A 15,315-nucleotide genomic window follows, 5' to 3' on the forward strand; every position below is an offset into this window, starting at 1 on the left:
GTTCCGCGGGCGGGCGGTCGCTCAGCTCTGGGCGGGCGCGGGGGAGGCGGATGCGGTGGTGTTGCGGATGCCGAAGAAGGATGCCACGGCACCCGCCGCCATCAGGGCGGCCGTGACGATGGCGACCGCGTGGAAGCCGTCGAGATCCAGATCTCCGGCGACGACGACGCCGAGCAGCGCCACGGCGACGAGACCTGCGACACGGGAGACCGCGTTGTTGACGGCCGATGCGATGCCGCTCCGGTCCGTCGGCACGGCCCCGAGTACGGCCGCCGTGAGGGGAGCCACCGTCAGGGTGAGTCCGGCGCCGAAGAGCAGGATTCCGGGGAGCACCTGCGTGAGGTAGTTGAAGTCCTCGCCCACGAAGAGGAAGTACAGCATGCCCATCGACATGATCACGGGCCCGAGCGTCATGAAGAGGCGAGGACCGAAGCGGCCGGCGAGGCCGCCGATCCGGGAGCTGAACAGGATCATGAGCAGGGTGGCCGGCAGGCTCGCGAGCCCGGACTCCGTGGCGGAGAGCCCGGCACCCTCCTGGAGGTAGAGGGCGAGCACGAGTCCGTTGAGCGACAGCGCACCGTAGACGAAGAACGTCGTCAGGTTTCCGGCCCAGAAGTTTCGCGCACGGAACAGCGAGAGCGGCATGAGGGGCGACGCGGCGACTCGCTGCCGGAACACGAACCCGATCAGTGCGGCGATACCGATGACCGCGGTGAGCCAGACGGCGGGGGAGGACCAGCCGAGCCGCGGCTGCTCGATGAGTGCGAAGACCGTTCCGCCGAGCCCGAGCGTGCAGAGCGCGGCGCCCGGGATGTCGATCCGGGCTCCCGGGACGCGCTCGTCGCGAAGGCCCCCGCGCGCGAGCAGGACGAGCGTCAGCGCGATCGGCAGAGCGTTGATCACGAACACCCAGCGCCAGGAGAGCAGATCGACGAAGAGTCCGCCCGCGACGGGGCCGACCAGGGTCGCGACGGTGGTCGCCCCGGTCCAGATGCCGATCGCGCGGGCGCGGGCCGCATCCTGGAACTGGGCGGTGATGAGCGCCAGCGAACTCGGAACGAGCAGTGCCCCGCCGATGCCCTGCACACCGCGGAGCAGATTCAGGGTCAGCGGATCGGAGCTCGCCGCGATGGCGAGAGAGGCGACGCCGAACAGCACCAGCCCGACCCGCAGGATGCGGACGCGACCGAAGACGTCGCTGAGGGAACCGGCGACGAGAATGAATGCGCCGAGGGTCAGGAGATACGCGTCGACGACCCATTGCTGCGTTGCCAGGCCGCCGCCGACATCGCGTTCGATGGCGGGAAGAGCGACGTTCACTACCGTGGCATCGAGGAACGAGACGAACGAGGCGAGGATGGCGACCGTCAGCACGACGCGGTCGGTGCGGCGTGCGGTGTCCATGTCTGCACGCTATCCCTGCCCGTCGACATTCGTTCGGTCGACAGCCTGCGGAATACCCCAGGGGGGTATACGGTTGGGGATAGCAGAACGAAGGAGATGTCGATGAGCGAACACCCGATGGGCGGCCGAGAGGCGGTCCTCGAGATCCAGGGCATGACGTGCGCGAGCTGTGTGGCGCGTGTCGAGAAGCGGCTGCAGGCCGTTGACGGCGTCTCGGCAGCGGTGAACCTCGCCACCGAGACCGCTCGGGTGTCGTTCCCCGACGACGTAGAACCTGCCCGGCTCGTCTCCGCGGTCGCCGAGGCCGGATACACCGCGCGGGTGCGATCGGCGACGCCGCCGGCGCACGACCACAGCGACCACGGCGCCCATGACCACAGCGCTCATGACCACAGCGCTCATGACCACAGCGCTCACGAGCACGCGGTGCGGGCCGATGATGACGGCCAGCACGACCACGGCGGTCACGTGCACGATGTCGAGGATGCGCCCGGAACGACGAGTCTGCGGACGCGTCTGATCGTGAGTATCGTCCTCGCCGTGCCGGTCGTCGCGCTCGGGATGGTGCCGGCCTGGCAGTTCGCAGGATGGCAGTGGGTGTCGCTCGTGCTCACCGCTCCGATCGTCGCGTGGGGCGGGTGGCCGTTCCATCGCGCCACGTTCGCGAATCTCCGCCACGGCGCGCTGACCATGGACACCCTCATCACCCTCGGAACCGGCGCGGCATTCGGCTGGAGCCTGTGGGCGCTCCTCTTCGGTTCGGCCGGAACGATCGGGGTGACCCACGAGGTCGCCCTGTTCGGCCGGGTGCACGATGCGACGTCCCTCGTCTACTTCGAAGTGGCGGCGGCCGTCACCGTCTTCCTCCTGCTCGGCCGCTTCATCGAGCAGCGTTCCCGGCGCCGCGCCGGCGCCGCGCTGCGTGCCCTCGGCGAGCTCGTCGCGACCGATGTGCTGCGCGCCGACGGTCGCGTCGTGCCGCTGGCCGAGCTGCGCGTCGGCGATGAGTTCATCGCGCGTCCGGGAGAGGCGATCGCCACCGACGGCGTCGTCATCGAGGGGCGCGCGGCCGTCGACGAGAGCATGCTGACGGGTGAGTCCGTGCCCTCGCAGGCGAGCCCGGGGTCCACCGTGACCGGCGGCACGATCGCCCGCGACGGCGCGATCACGGTGCGAGCGACCGCCGTCGGGGCGGACACCCGTCTCGCGGCGATCGCGCGTCTGGTCGAGAACGCCCAGCTCGGCAAGAGCCGCGTGCAGCGGCTCGCCGATCGAATCTCGGGCGTCTTCGTGCCGATCGTCATCGCGCTGGCCGTCCTCACGTTCGTCGGGTGGATGGCCCTCGGGTTCTCGCCGGCCGACGGATTCACCGCCGCGGTCGCGGTGCTCATCATCGCCTGCCCGTGCGCTCTGGGACTGGCCACCCCGATCGCCGTTCTGGTCGGCACGGGGCGCGGTGCGCAACTGGGCGTCCTGATCACCGGACCCGACGCGCTCGAGAACGCGGACCGCATCGACACGGTCGTCTTCGACAAGACGGGAACCCTCACCGAGGGCCGGATGGCGCTCGCCGCGGTCGTGACGGCGCCGGGCGGAGACGAGCACCAGGCACGCCGGATCGTCGGAGCGCTGGAGGCGCGGTCCGAGCATCCGGTCGCCCGTGCCCTCGCCGTCGCCGACGCTCCGCGCGTCGAGGACTTCCGCGCGGAGCCCGGACGGGGCGTCACCGGCGTGGTGGAGGGGCGCCGCGCGTTCGCGGGAAACCTCGCCTTCGCGACGGCGCAGGGTGTGATCCTGCCGTTCGCGTTGACCGCCGCTCTCCGCGACCACGCGGCCGACGGCACCGCCGTCATCGCGGGCTGGGACGCCGCCGACGAGCCGATGCGCGCCCGGGCCGTGTTCATCGTCTCCGACACTCTGCGACCGGATGCCGCGGATGCGGTCGCCGGCCTCCGGGCCGCCGGCATCCGGGTGCGTCTGGTCACCGGCGACACCGCGTCGATCGCCGAGCGCATCGCCGCCGAGGCGGGAATCGACGAGGTCGTCGCCGGCGTCACCCCCGAAGGGAAGGTGGCCGAGATCGAGCGGCTCCGCGGCGAGGGCCGCCGGGTCGCGATGATCGGCGACGGCGTCAACGACTCCGCGGCGCTGGCGACCGCGGATCTTGGGATCGCGATGGGTGGGGGAACGGATGCGGCGCGCCACGCGAGCGACATCACCCTGACGGGGTCCCGGCCCGGCCAGGCGGTCGTCGCGGTGCGGCTCAGCCGCCGCGTCATGCGCACGATCCGGCAGAACCTGTTCTGGGCCTTCGCTTACAACGTCGCGGCGTTGCCGCTGGCCGCGCTGGGGCTTCTGAACCCGATGATCGCGGGCGCGGCGATGGCGTTCTCGAGCGTGTTCGTAGTGCTGAACAGCCTGCGGTTGCGGCGCGCGGGCTGACGCCGCGCGCCTGGCTCGCCACGCCGGGGGCGGCGGTTAGGGTCGGATCACACCGACTTCCGGAGGCATCCGTGACGACCTTCCGTCCCCGAACCCGCACCCTGCTGGCCGTGACCGCGGTCGCCGCCGCGGCCTTCGCGCTCGCCGCCTGCGTGCCCGAACCGTCGGCGACCACCGCGACCCCAACGAGCTCGCCGAGTTCGTCGGCGACGAGCACGCCGGCGGAGACACCCGAACCGCCCGCGCCCGCGAGCGACCGCCCGCAGGCACTCGAGATCTCCCTGCCGGGTTCCTGTGACGCGCTGTACTCCGATGCCATGCGCGCCACGCTCGACGCCGACGTCCCGCCGCTGAACGACTCCGCGGTCACGTTCGCATCGACGCGGATCGAGGCGGCAGGCGGTCTCATCGATTCGGGCGTCCCCACCCTGCACTGCACGTGGGGAACCGGCGGCGCGAGCAGCCTGTCGACCACGGTGACGATCCTCGCGTCCGAGGACGTGCCGCGTGTGCAGGATCTGCTGGCCACGAACGGTTTGCCGTGCACCGATGTCGACGGCGGCATCCTCTGCTCTTCGGCCGCTGCCGGGTCGCAGTCCGCAGCCGAGGGCGAAGCCCACTTCCTGCGCGGCAACGGCTGGGTGTCGACGGCCTGGGTGGGCCTGCCGCCGCAGGGATACACGGAAGACATCGCCGCGACGCTCTGGGGATGACTCGTGCCGCCACGGGGCGGGGAATGGCGTAAACTGCACTCGATCGTTCCGGTCGTGCATCGTGTCGCACGCAAATCGATCTCCCCGCGTCCGTTCCGGCACCGAGCCGCCCGCGGGACTCTGACCACCGGTCGCTGGTCCGTTCGGACCCGACGCTCAGGAGGAGCATGCCGACTACGGCTTCCGCCGCGCACTCCGCGCAGCGACGCAGGAAGACCTCGTCCCCCCGCCGTGACGAGGATGCACCCGTCATCCCGATCCTCGCCCGCAAGGTGCGCGAGGTCGAGGCGAAGTCGCAGCGCGGCAAGCTCGGCCCCACCAACCGGGTGAAGTTCCAGGTGATCGCATTCCTCGTGCGCGAGGAGCGCGCGCGGGTGAAGTCCGACACCGAGCTCACCGACGGCGTCCGCGCCGAGCTGCTCAAGCGGCTCGACGGTGTCGCGACGATCCTCGCCAAGACGGCGGCGCGCGACACCTCGCTCATCCAGCTGCTCGAGGTCGATCAGGCGACGTCGCCCGTGGCCAAGCGGATGCGCCGGGACTGGCTGATCGAATCGGGTGCCGAGCTGGCGCCGGACGAGCTCATCATCACGGATGCGGCTCCCGCCGCCGCGCCGGTCGTCTCTGCTTCCAGCTCCGCACGTCAGGTGATCCCGCCGCAGTTCGAGGCGCGTCAGCTGTCGAACCCGTTCCTCGCGCCCGACCTCAGCCCGCACGCTCCCGCTCAGACGCCGCGGCGTCGGCTCGACGGCTGGGAGCTGATGGGGCCGCTGTACAAAGCGTTCGAGACCGGTGCCGGCGGAGGCGCAGCCACGATGGAGCTGCCGCCCGTCCCCGAGTACGACCGGCTCTCGCCCAAGGGGCTCGAGGTCATGCCGCACCAGTCGCGGTTCCTCGAAGCCGTTCGCGAGGGGCACCGGAGCTTCCTGCTCGCCGATGAGCCGGGCCTCGGAAAGACCGCGGAGTCGGTGCTGGCCGCATCCGTCGCCGGGGCCTACCCGCTTCTGGTCGTCGTGCCGAACGTCGTGAAGATGAACTGGGCGCGCGAGGTCGAGCGGTGGACTCCCCAGCGACGTGCCACGGTCATCCAGGGCGACGGCGAGAACATCGACGCGTTCGCCGACGTGTTCATCGTGAACTACGAGGTCCTCGACCGGCATTTGACCTGGCTGAGCTCACTCGGGCTGCGCGGAATGGTCGTCGACGAGGCGCACTTCATCAAGAACCTCACCTCGCAGCGATCGCGCAACGTGCTGGCGCTGGCGGCGCAGATCCGCGACCGCCTGCGGAACCCGCTGCTGCTCGCGCTGACCGGGACGCCGCTGATCAACGACGTCGAGGACTTCGACGCGATCTGGCGCTTCCTCGGCTGGACGAACGGCGAGAAGCCCGGTCTCGAGCTGATGGAGAAGCTCGACGCGACCGGACTCACGCCGGCCGACAAGTCGTTCTACCCCGAAGCACGCAGCGCGGTCATCTCGATGGGAATCGTGCGACGTCGCAAGACCGACGTCGCCGCCGACCTGCCCGATAAGCTCATCGCCGACCTTCCGGTGGAGCTCGACGACGAGTTCGGTCGATCGATCCGCCAGGCCGAGCGGGAGCTCGGCGACCGGCTGGCCGCGAAGTACCGCCGCATCCTCGAGGCCCGCGGCGACCGCGGGCTCGCTGCCGGCGAGCTCGACGAAGACATCGTGCGCCTCGTTTCGCAGCACGAACTCGACGAGTCCAAGAGCGCCGCATCCGGAAGCGAGAACGTCTTCTCAATGGTGCGACGCATCGGTCAGGCGAAGGCGCACCTCGCCGCCGACTACGCCGTGCAGCTGCAGCGCTCGGTGGGCAAGGTCGTCTTCTTCGCCAAGCACATCGACGTCATGGATGCTGCGGAGGCGCACTTCGCCGCATCCGGGCTGAAGACCGTTTCGCTGCGCGGAGACCAGACGACGGCGGTCAGGCAGGACGCGATCGACGCGTTCAATTCGGATCCCAGCGTGGCGATCGCGGTGTGCTCGCTCACGGCGGCCGGTGTCGGCGTCAACATGCAAGCGGCGTCGAACGTGGTCCTCGCGGAGCTCTCCTGGACGGCTGCCGAGCAGACCCAGGCCATCGACCGCGTGCACCGCATCGGTCAGGGTGAGCCGGTGACCGCGTGGCGCATCATCGCCGCGCACACGATCGACACGAAGATCGCGGAGCTCATCGACGCGAAGCAGGGACTCTCGCTGCGCGCGCTGGACGGTCAGGTCGTCGAACCGGGCACGAGCGATTCCGTGCAGCTGTCGGCGCTCATGCACCTCACCCGCGTCGCCCTCGGCGGCTGATCCGACGCCCTCCCGGTATTTCTTCCGGGAGGGTCCGGGTGCGCCGGAGCGCTCCGGCGCGATAGTGTCGGGGAGGCAGCGTCGCCCCATTCCACGGAGAAGCTACACCCGGAAGCAGGGACTCCAGCATGAAGATCGGCATCCTCACCAGCGGCGGCGACTGCCCCGGACTCAACGCGGTCATCCGCGGTGTGATCCTCAAGGGCACGACCACCTACGACCTCGAATTCGTGGGCATCCGCGACGGATGGCGCGGTCTCGTCGACGCCGACTTCTTCCCGCTCACCCGGCACGAGGTGAAGGGTCTGTCGAAGGTCGGCGGCACGATCCTCGGCACCAGCCGCACGAACCCCTACGAGGGTCCCCGCGGCGGCGCCGAGAACATCGCGAAGACCCTCGAACGGCACCGGATCGACGGCATCATCGCGATCGGCGGTGAGGGCACCCTCGCGGCCGCCAACCGTCTCGCGAACGACGGCATCAACGTGCTCGGTGTGCCGAAGACGATCGACAACGATCTGCGCGCGACCGACTACTCGTTCGGGTTCGACACCGCGGTGAACATCGCGACCGACGCGATGGACCGGCTTCGCACGACCGGAGACTCGCACCAGCGCTGCATGGTCGCCGAGGTCATGGGCCGCCACGTCGGCTGGATCGCGCTGCACGCGGGCGTCGCCGCCGGCGCGCACGTGATCTGCATCCCCGAGGTGCCGATGTCGATCGACGAGATCGTCTCGCAGGTCTCCCGCGCTCACGATCGTGGCCGCGCACCGCTCGTCGTGGTCTCGGAGGGCTTCACGCTCACCGGCATGGACGAGGCGTTCAGCGACAAGGGTCTGGATGCGTTCAACCGCCCGCGTCTGGGCGGCATCAGCGAGGTGCTGGCGCCCGAGATCGAGCGGATCACCGGCATCGAGACCCGTGCGACCGTCCTCGGTCACATCCAGCGCGGCGGTTCGCCGTCCGGCTTCGACCGCGTGCTCGCCACCCGGCTCGGGCTGCACGCCGCGGACGCGGTCATCGAGGGCGCGTGGGGTCAGATGGTCGCCATGCGCGGCACCGACATCGTGCGGGTGCCGTTCGCCGAAGCGCTCGGCGAGCTCAACACCGTGCCGCTGTACCGCTACGAAGAAGCCGCGGCCCTCTTCGGCTGAGCCCCGCCGCCCGGCGGCGCTGGCGGCATCCGCCGTGCGCGGCCGCGGCCGCATCCGCATCTGCCGGGCGCATCCGCATCTGCCGTGCGCATCCGCATCTGCCGGGCGCGTCCGCCGGCCGCATCCGCATCTGCCGGGCGAATCCGCCGTGCGCCGCCCGGCAGCGCGACCGCATCCGCCGGGCGCGTCCGCATCTGCCGGGCGCGTCCGCATCTGCCGGGCGCGTCCGCATCCGCCGGGCGCGTCCGCATCCGGCTCTCTTGCTGCTGCCGCGTGCTGACGCTTCCCCTCCAACGGTGGCATGTCCCACTTTTCGCTGTTCATGTCCCACTTTTTGCCGCTAAGTGACCGTCATAGCGGCAAAAAGTGGGACACGGATGCAGAAGACTCCGTGGTTTGACTGATCCTCCACAGTCGAACCGGTCGCTGAATCCGTCCCGGATCCGCCTCGCGCGCGCGGCCGGAGATCCCACATCGGGCACGGTGTGTCGATGCGCACTCCGGAAGAGCTGCCGTCCGACCTGCCGTCGTACTTCTCCGTCACCGATGCGCGGGAACGCGGGCTCGGGTGGGCGCGGGTGCGGCGGAGCGACCTCAGAGCGCCCTACTCGGGCATCCGCGCACGGATCGTCGACCCTGTGGGAACCTCGCTTTCCGAGCGATGCGCCGAGTATGCCCCGCGCCTCGCGGACTGGCAGTTCTTCAGCCATGAAACGGCGCTGGGTTTACACGGTGCGCCGATGCCGGAGTGGCCGTACCGCCCCGAGCTGCACGTCTCGGCACACCGACCGACCCGAGAGCCCCGGGTGCCCGGCATCCGCGGCCATCGGCTTCAATTGCGCGAGCCGGCCACTCAGGCAGGCATCAGAGGCCTCCCCGTCGAACACCCCGTTCGCGCCTGGCGCCAGGCCGGTACGACGTGGCGGCTCGATGACTTGATCGCCGCCGGAGACTATCTGGTGTCCGGCGCTCGTCCCCTGGCTTCTATCGCAGAGCTCGCCGAGGAGATCGAGGTCATGGGGGACCTGCGGTCGAGGCTTCTCTCGCGCGCGTTGTCAGAGATCAGGGTCGGGGTGCGGTCAGCGCGTGAGACCAAATTGCGCCTCGTTCTCGTGCGCGGCGGCCTTCCTGTCCCCGAAGTCAATTGGGTGCTCCGCGATCGGGCGGGGCGCGCCGTGGCCGAGCTGGACCTCGCCTTCCCTCGCTGGAGGGTGGCGGCGGAGTACGACGGCCGCGTGCACGAGATGGATTCGTCGCAGTTCGCGAAGGATTCCGACAGATGGGATCGGGTACGCGCCCAAGGCTGGCAGCACGTGAGAGTGATGAATCACCACATGAGCGGCGGCGCACAGCTCGCCGTCGCAAAGGTGCGCCGCGCGCTCGTCGATGCGGGATGGCGCCCCGGGCACTAGTCGGAATGTCTCTGAGCGGAGGAGATCTCGGCCTCACCATGTCCCACTTTTCGCCGCTATGAGCCGCTCGTAACGGCAAAAAGTGGGACACGGAGTGCAAAAAGTGGGACATGGGGGGGGGAGAGGCGGATGCAGCGCACCCACCCCCGCCCGCACCCACCCACCCGCCGCGGCGGGCTCAGGCCAGGTCGAGCACGTCCAGCAGCCAGGCCAGCTCGAATGCGCGCTCGCGCCAGGCGTTGTACCGGCCGCTCACGCCGCCGTGACCGGCGACCATCTCGCACTTGAGCAGCGCATCGGCGCCGACGTCGCGCAGGCGGGCGACCCACTTTGCCGGTTCCACGTAGAGGACGCGGGTGTCGTTGAACGAGGTGACGGCCAGGATGCGGGGGTAGGCGACGCCATCGCGCACGTTCTCGTACGGCGAGTACGACTTCATGTACGCGTAGACCTCGGGGTCGTGCAGCGGGTCGCCCCACTCGTCCCACTCGATGACCGTCAGCGGCAGCGACGGATCGAGGATCGTGGTCAGCGCGTCGACGAAGGGGACGTCGGCGACGATCCCGGCGAACAGCTCCGGGGCGAGGTTCGCGACCGCACCCATGAGCAATCCGCCGGCCGATCCGCCCTCCGCGACAAGCGTCGCGGGCGTCGTGTATCCGCCGTCGACGAGGTGCCGTGCGCAGTCGACGAAGTCGGTGAACGTGTTGCGCTTGGCGAGCAGCTTGCCGTCCTCGTACCACTGGCGGCCCATTTCGCCCCCGCCGCGCACGTGAGCGACGGCGAAGACGACACCGCGATCGAGTTCCGACAACCGCGCGATCGAGAACGCGGGTTCGATCGAGTGCTCGTACGAGCCGTATCCGTAGAGGTGTACGGGCCGGGGGTTCTCGCCCATCTCGCCGAACGAGCGCTTCCAGACGAGCGAGATCGGGATGCGGACGCCGTCGTGGGCGGTGGCCCAGACGCGGGCCTGGGCGTAGTCCGCGGCGTCGTACCCGCCGAGCACCGGCTGCTGCTTGCGCAGCTGCAGGTCTCCCGTGGCGGGGTCGTAGTCGTACACGGTGGAGGGCGTCACGAACGACCCGTAGCCGAGACGCAGGAGGGGCGGGGCCCACTCGGGATTGCCCGCCGTGCCGACCGAGTACAGCGGCTCGTCGAAGGCGATCTCCCGCACGTCGGAGGTCGCGTAGTCCAGCATCCCGATCCGCGCGATGCCGTCGCGACGGTACCCGACGACGCCCCAGTCGCGGAACGTCGAGACGCCGAGCAGGCGCTGACCGGGCTGGTGGGCGATGACGATCTCGCGCGACGCGCGGGGGTCGGATGCCGGAACGCGAACGAGCTCGAAATCGAGGGCACCGTCGTTGTGCAGGATGTACAGCACGTCCTCGCCGTCCACGATCGCGTGCTCCGAGTCGTACTCCACCCCCTCCTGGCGCGGCCAGACGACGCGGGGCTCGGCCCGCAGATCGTCGGCGGGGACGAGCCATTCCTCCGACGTGATCGACGATCCGAGGCCGATGACGAGGAACCGATCGCTGCGGGTGAAGCCCGCCCCGACCCAGTACTTCTCGTCGGGTTCGTGGAAGAGCTTCTGATCGGATGCGGTGGGTGTGCCGAGTTCGTGCAGCCACACGGTGTCGGGCCGCCACGCGTCGTCGACGGTCGAGTAGACGATGAACCGGCCGTCGGGGGAGAGCGACGCCCCGGCGAACGTCCCATCGATCACGTCGGGGAGGGTTTCACCCGTGTCGAGGTTCCGCACGCGCAGGGTGTACCGCTCGTCGCCGTCGGTGTCGACGCCGTAGAGCAGCAGTCGTGCGTCGTTCGAGACCTCGAACGTGCCGAGGGAGAAGAACTCCTCTCCGTCGGCTTCGAGGTTGCCGTCGAGCAGGACCTGCTCGCCGGGAAGCGTCTCGCCCTCTGTCGGCTCGGGCGGCGTCCAGTTCGTCGGGTCGGCGATGGGGGCGCGGCAGTGGATGCCGTACTGCTGGCCCTCGACCGTGCGCGAGAAGTACCACCAGTCGCCGCGACGGGTCGGCACCGACAGATCGGTCTCGCGGGTGCGGCCCTTGATCTCCTGGAAGATCTGCTCGCGCAGCGGCTCCAGATGCGCGGTGCGTGCGTCGGTGTACGCGTTCTCGGCCTCGAGGTGCGCGGTGACGCGCGCGTCATCCTTGGCCCGCATCCATTCGTACGGATCCGCGAACTCGTCACCGTGGTGACGGCGAGGACGCGGGTCTCGGGCGGCGACGGGCGGACGGGCGGATGCGGCAGTGTCGGTCACCGTTCCACGCTAACGGCGATGACGCCCGCCCGCCCGCCGTTCCGCTCAGGGCGAGCAGGGGCCAGCAGGCCGAAGGGCCAGCAGGCCGAACAGGCGAGCAGGCCGACCAGGCCGAGCAGACGAGCGCCGTGCGCGGCCGTGCGGGTCAGCGCACGGTGATAAGCGATCGCTGCCAGCCGCTGGAGCCGTTGGGTGCGATGGCGGCACGGTCTTCGACCTGCTGGTTGCCGTCGAGGTCGTATGCGCGGACCGTCACGGTGTAGACCCCCGCGGCCGCCTCCCAGGGCAGCATCCACTGCACCCACGAGTTCGTGCTGACGGGGCTCGACAGGGTCGCTTCCTGCCAGTCGGCGTCGTCAATCTTGACCTCGACCTTGCCGATGCCGATGGGCTGAGCCCAGGCGACGCCGGCGAGGGCGAGGGTTCCGGCGGTCGCGGGCTGGTCGACACGCGGGGTGTCGATGCGCGACGACATCTTGATCGGTGCCTTGTCGCTGTAGCCGCGCGGGGTCCAGTAGGCCTCGTCCCGATCGAACCGGGTGACGGTCAGCTGGGTCAGCCACTTCGTCGCCGACACGTAACCGTAGAGTCCCGGGACCACCATCCGCACGGGGAATCCGTGCTGCAGGGGGAGGGGCTCGCCGTTCATCGCGACGGCGAGAATCGCATCGAGGTTGTCGTCGGTGAGGGACTCGAGCGGTGTGCTCGCGGTGAAGCCGTCGAAGCTCCGCGAGAGCACCATGTCGGCGTCGGATGCGGGGCCGGCGAGCGCGAGCAGATCGCGCACCGGGATGCCCTGCCAGATCGCGTTGCCGACCAGTCCGCCGCCGACCTCGTTCGAGACGCAGGTCAGGGTGACGGAGTACTCGTCGAGGCCACGGGCGACGAGATCGTCGAACGAGAGCTCGATGCGTTGGTCCACCATCCCGTCGATCACGAGGCGCCAGGTCGACGGGTCGATCTGCGGCACCGTCAGCGCGGTGTCGACGCGGTAGAAGTCCGCGTTGGGCGTGTACAGCGGCGAGATGCCGGGAACATCGAGTTCGGCGCCGGCGGGGATCGTGACCCGCGACCGCGGCGACGGCAGCCGGAGCACGTCGCGGATGGAGGCGATCGACGAGGTGGCCCCGTTGATGATGCGGGAGCCGGTGCCCACGACCGCCGCGGCCACCGTGCTGACCAGGGCGAGCGTGAGGAAGGCGCGACGACCGGGCAGTGCGCCCGGCGCGGTTCCGGATGCGGCGTCGCCCGCCGCTGCGGGAGTGGTCGCCGCCGTGCGCGCCACCCGGGCATCCCGCCAGCGGCGGAGCGCCCGAACGAGGAAGCGCAGCAGGACGACGGCCGCGATCCCGCCGGTGAGAGCGGGGAGGGCGTTCAGCGGGCCGGCCGCAGCACGGGTGACGAGGGCGGCCGCGGTGGCGATCGTGACCGCACCGAACAGCACGACACCGAGCGGCGGCTTGAGGTACTCGAGGGTGCCGGCGATGGCCGCGCCGATCACGGCGGCGAGGCCGAGGCTGGCGAGCAGCACGATCTTGTCGGACTCGCCGAACGTCGCGATCGCGAACTCCTTGACCGGCTGTGGGACGATGTCGATCACGAACGCCCCGACCGCCTCCAGCGGGCTCGCGCCGCGGACGGCGATGAGCGCGGTGAGTTCGGCAACGGCCAAGAACATGGCGGCCGAGATGACGCCGGACAGGGCGCTCCACAACAGCCAGCGCGCTTTCGGAGTGGCGCTCATGGGTATCTCCTCCTGCGCGAACGGACGCTCGGGCACTGGTTGTTCGGCGCGGACACGGTATCGGATGGCGGCGAGTTGACCCGAGCGCGGCCCGGTGTCAGGATTTCGGGTGGCCCGGTAAACGGATGCTGAACCACTGGTGAACTCTTCGTTCGCGCCGCCGATCGTCTCGGTTCGTCCTCGTCTTCCTCGAACCGAAAGCGAACGGTGGAAACCGCAGCACTGATCGTCGTCCTCGTCGTCGTCCTGGCTCTCTTCTTCGACTTCACCAACGGCTTCCACGACACCGCGAACGCAATGGCGACGCCGATCGCCACCGGGGCGTTGAAACCGAAGGTGGCGGTGCTCCTCGCCGCCGGTCTCAACCTCGTCGGAGCATTCCTGTCGACCGAGGTTTCGAAGACCATCTCGCACGGCATCATCCGCGAAGACCAGATCACCCCGAGTGAGTTTCTTCCGCTGATCTTCGCCGGCCTGATCGGCGCCATCACCTGGAACATGCTGACCTGGTTGCTCGGACTGCCATCGAGTTCGTCCCACGCCCTGTTCGGCGGCCTCATCGGCGCCACGGTCGTCGGCGTCGGTGTGCTCGCGATCGACTTCGGGGTCGTGCTGAGCAAGGTCATCCTGCCGGCGCTGATCGCGCCGTTCACGGCGGGTCTGATCGCCTTCGCCGTCACCAAGATCGCGTACGCCGTCACCCGCCGCAATGACGGGCGTCCCGACGGACGCGACGGGTTCCGGTGGGGGCAGATCTTCTCGTCGTCCCTCGTCGCTCTCGCGCACGGGACGAACGACGCGCAGAAGACCATGGGCGTGATCACGCTCGCGCTGATCATGGCCGGATGGCAGGACCCCGCCCGGGCGGATCCGCAGCTGTGGGTGATTCTCGCGTGCGCGTTCACGATCGCCCTCGGCACCTACATGGGCGGGTGGCGCATCATCCGCACTCTCGGTAAGGGGCTCATCGACGTCAAGCCGGCACAGGGGTTCTCGGCGGAGACCTCGACGGCGGCCACCATCCTCGCCTCCAGCGCGCTCGGCTTCGCCCTCTCCACGACGCAGGTCGCGTCCGGGTCGGTCATCGGGTCCGGTCTCGGCCGCCGCGGGTCGACCGTGCGGTGGCGCACGGTCGGTCGCATCACGATCGGCTGGCTGCTGACTCTCCCGGCGGCGGCCCTGGTCGGCGCCGCCGCGGCGCTCCTCGTGGCGTGGCTCGGCAACTGGGGCATCTTCATCGACGCGGTCTTGGCGGTTGTCATCGTGCTGGCGATCTTCCTGCGCTCGCGGCGGGACCGCGTGAGCGCGGCCAACGCGATGAGCGAAGTCGCCGATTCCGGACGCGCGGTGAAGGTCACCCGCACACCGCCGCCCACCCGGGGCCAGCGCCGCGCGGCGACCGAACGGCAGGAGCGCGCCGACACGCCCGATGCCCGCGCACACGACGAGGAGCGCAACCGATGAGTGTCGAGATCGACTGGTGGGCGTTCGTCCAGGTGTTCGCGGCGGCGCTCATCGCGGCCGTCGTGGTGGTGGGATCGTACGCGCTCGGACTTCGGATGCTGGTGCGTGCCGGTCGCTCGCCGGTCGTCGCGCCCGCGGAGTTCACCGACGCCATCACGGTGAAGTCCGAGAAGCAGCGGGCGCGAGCGGCGAAAGCCGCCGCGAAGGCCGCGAAGCGGAGCCCCCTCACCGCGGGTCAGAAGCGTCTCGCGCTCGCCGCGGCCGTGGCGGCCTTCGCCGTGTGCGCGATCGCGGTCCTCAGCGGTCTGCTCCTCATCGTGGTCGGCCTCTGACGTTCGCGTCGAGTCGGCCCTGACTGCCGTCGGCGC

At 70.0% G+C, this 15,315-nt stretch carries 10 protein-coding genes; 7 read left to right on the forward strand and 3 right to left on the reverse strand.

Translation table 11 applies throughout. From position 1 onward, the window contains the following. Positions 1 to 21: 21 nt before the first annotated feature. On the reverse strand, positions 22 to 1,404 hold the full coding sequence (locus LMI96_RS15435) for an MFS transporter (protein ID WP_223723385.1): 1,383 nt from the start codon (positions 1,402 to 1,404) through the stop codon (positions 22 to 24). Between the two features lie 102 nt (positions 1,405 to 1,506). On the opposite strand from LMI96_RS15435, the gene LMI96_RS15440 reads away from it, so the two are divergent. The 5 genes from LMI96_RS15440 (at position 1,507) to LMI96_RS15460 (ending at position 9,449) form a co-directional block, all read left to right on the forward strand. After that, positions 1,507 to 3,846, forward strand: coding sequence for a cation-translocating P-type ATPase (locus LMI96_RS15440; RefSeq protein ID WP_228362114.1), 2,340 nt, complete (start codon positions 1,507 to 1,509; stop codon positions 3,844 to 3,846). 71 nt (positions 3,847 to 3,917) lie between these two features. Beyond that, positions 3,918 to 4,559, forward strand: coding sequence for a hypothetical protein (locus tag LMI96_RS15445; protein ID WP_228362115.1), 642 nt, complete (start codon positions 3,918 to 3,920; stop codon positions 4,557 to 4,559). 167 nt (positions 4,560 to 4,726) lie between these two features. Then, on the forward strand, positions 4,727 to 6,880 hold the full coding sequence (locus LMI96_RS15450) for a DEAD/DEAH box helicase (RefSeq protein ID WP_223723388.1): 2,154 nt from the start codon (positions 4,727 to 4,729) through the stop codon (positions 6,878 to 6,880). A gap of 128 nt (positions 6,881 to 7,008) precedes the next feature. Continuing rightward, positions 7,009 to 8,037, forward strand: coding sequence for a 6-phosphofructokinase (locus LMI96_RS15455; RefSeq protein WP_223723389.1), 1,029 nt, complete (start codon positions 7,009 to 7,011; stop codon positions 8,035 to 8,037). Between the two features lie 491 nt (positions 8,038 to 8,528). Next, on the forward strand, positions 8,529 to 9,449 hold the full coding sequence (locus tag LMI96_RS15460) for a hypothetical protein (RefSeq protein WP_228362116.1): 921 nt from the start codon (positions 8,529 to 8,531) through the stop codon (positions 9,447 to 9,449). Positions 9,450 to 9,627: 178 nt separating this feature from the next. Here LMI96_RS15460 and LMI96_RS15465 read toward each other — a convergent pair whose 3' ends face one another. Both LMI96_RS15465 and LMI96_RS15470 read right to left on the reverse strand, forming a co-directional pair. Next, the gene (locus tag LMI96_RS15465; protein WP_228362117.1) at positions 9,628 to 11,739 is read right to left on the reverse strand and encodes a S9 family peptidase; all 2,112 of its coding nucleotides are present in this window, start codon (positions 11,737 to 11,739) and stop codon (positions 9,628 to 9,630) included. A 145-nt stretch (positions 11,740 to 11,884) separates the two neighbouring features. Then, complete coding sequence (locus LMI96_RS15470) at positions 11,885 to 13,483, reverse strand: molybdopterin-dependent oxidoreductase (protein ID WP_228362118.1); 1,599 nt, start codon at positions 13,481 to 13,483, stop codon at positions 11,885 to 11,887. 207 nt (positions 13,484 to 13,690) lie between these two features. Between LMI96_RS15470 and LMI96_RS15475 the strand changes: the two genes are divergently transcribed. Together LMI96_RS15475 and LMI96_RS15480 are read left to right on the forward strand one after the other, a co-directional pair. Continuing rightward, positions 13,691 to 14,947, forward strand: coding sequence for an inorganic phosphate transporter (locus LMI96_RS15475; RefSeq protein ID WP_228362119.1), 1,257 nt, complete (start codon positions 13,691 to 13,693; stop codon positions 14,945 to 14,947). Further along, on the forward strand, positions 14,944 to 15,279 hold the full coding sequence (locus tag LMI96_RS15480) for a peptidase (protein WP_223723394.1): 336 nt from the start codon (positions 14,944 to 14,946) through the stop codon (positions 15,277 to 15,279). The genes LMI96_RS15475 and LMI96_RS15480 overlap by 4 nt, the downstream gene beginning before the upstream one ends. The last annotated feature ends 36 nt before the right edge of the window (positions 15,280 to 15,315 follow it).

The sequence above is a fragment of the Microbacterium sp. cx-59 genome (genome assembly GCF_020805625.1).
GTDB lineage: Bacteria > Actinomycetota > Actinomycetes > Actinomycetales > Microbacteriaceae > Microbacterium.

Coding starts and splice junctions, on each gene's coding strand:
- LMI96_RS15435 (WP_223723385.1), bottom strand. CDS start 1,404: ATGGACACCGCACGCCGCACCGACCGCGTCGTGCTGACGGTCGCCATC.
- LMI96_RS15440 (WP_228362114.1), top strand. CDS start 1,507: ATGAGCGAACACCCGATGGGCGGCCGAGAGGCGGTCCTCGAGATCCAG.
- LMI96_RS15450 (WP_223723388.1), top strand. CDS start 4,727: ATGCCGACTACGGCTTCCGCCGCGCACTCCGCGCAGCGACGCAGGAAG.
- LMI96_RS15455 (WP_223723389.1), top strand. CDS start 7,009: ATGAAGATCGGCATCCTCACCAGCGGCGGCGACTGCCCCGGACTCAAC.
- LMI96_RS15460 (WP_228362116.1), top strand. CDS start 8,529: ATGCGCACTCCGGAAGAGCTGCCGTCCGACCTGCCGTCGTACTTCTCC.
- LMI96_RS15470 (WP_228362118.1), bottom strand. CDS start 13,483: ATGAGCGCCACTCCGAAAGCGCGCTGGCTGTTGTGGAGCGCCCTGTCC.
- LMI96_RS15480 (WP_223723394.1), top strand. CDS start 14,944: ATGAGTGTCGAGATCGACTGGTGGGCGTTCGTCCAGGTGTTCGCGGCG.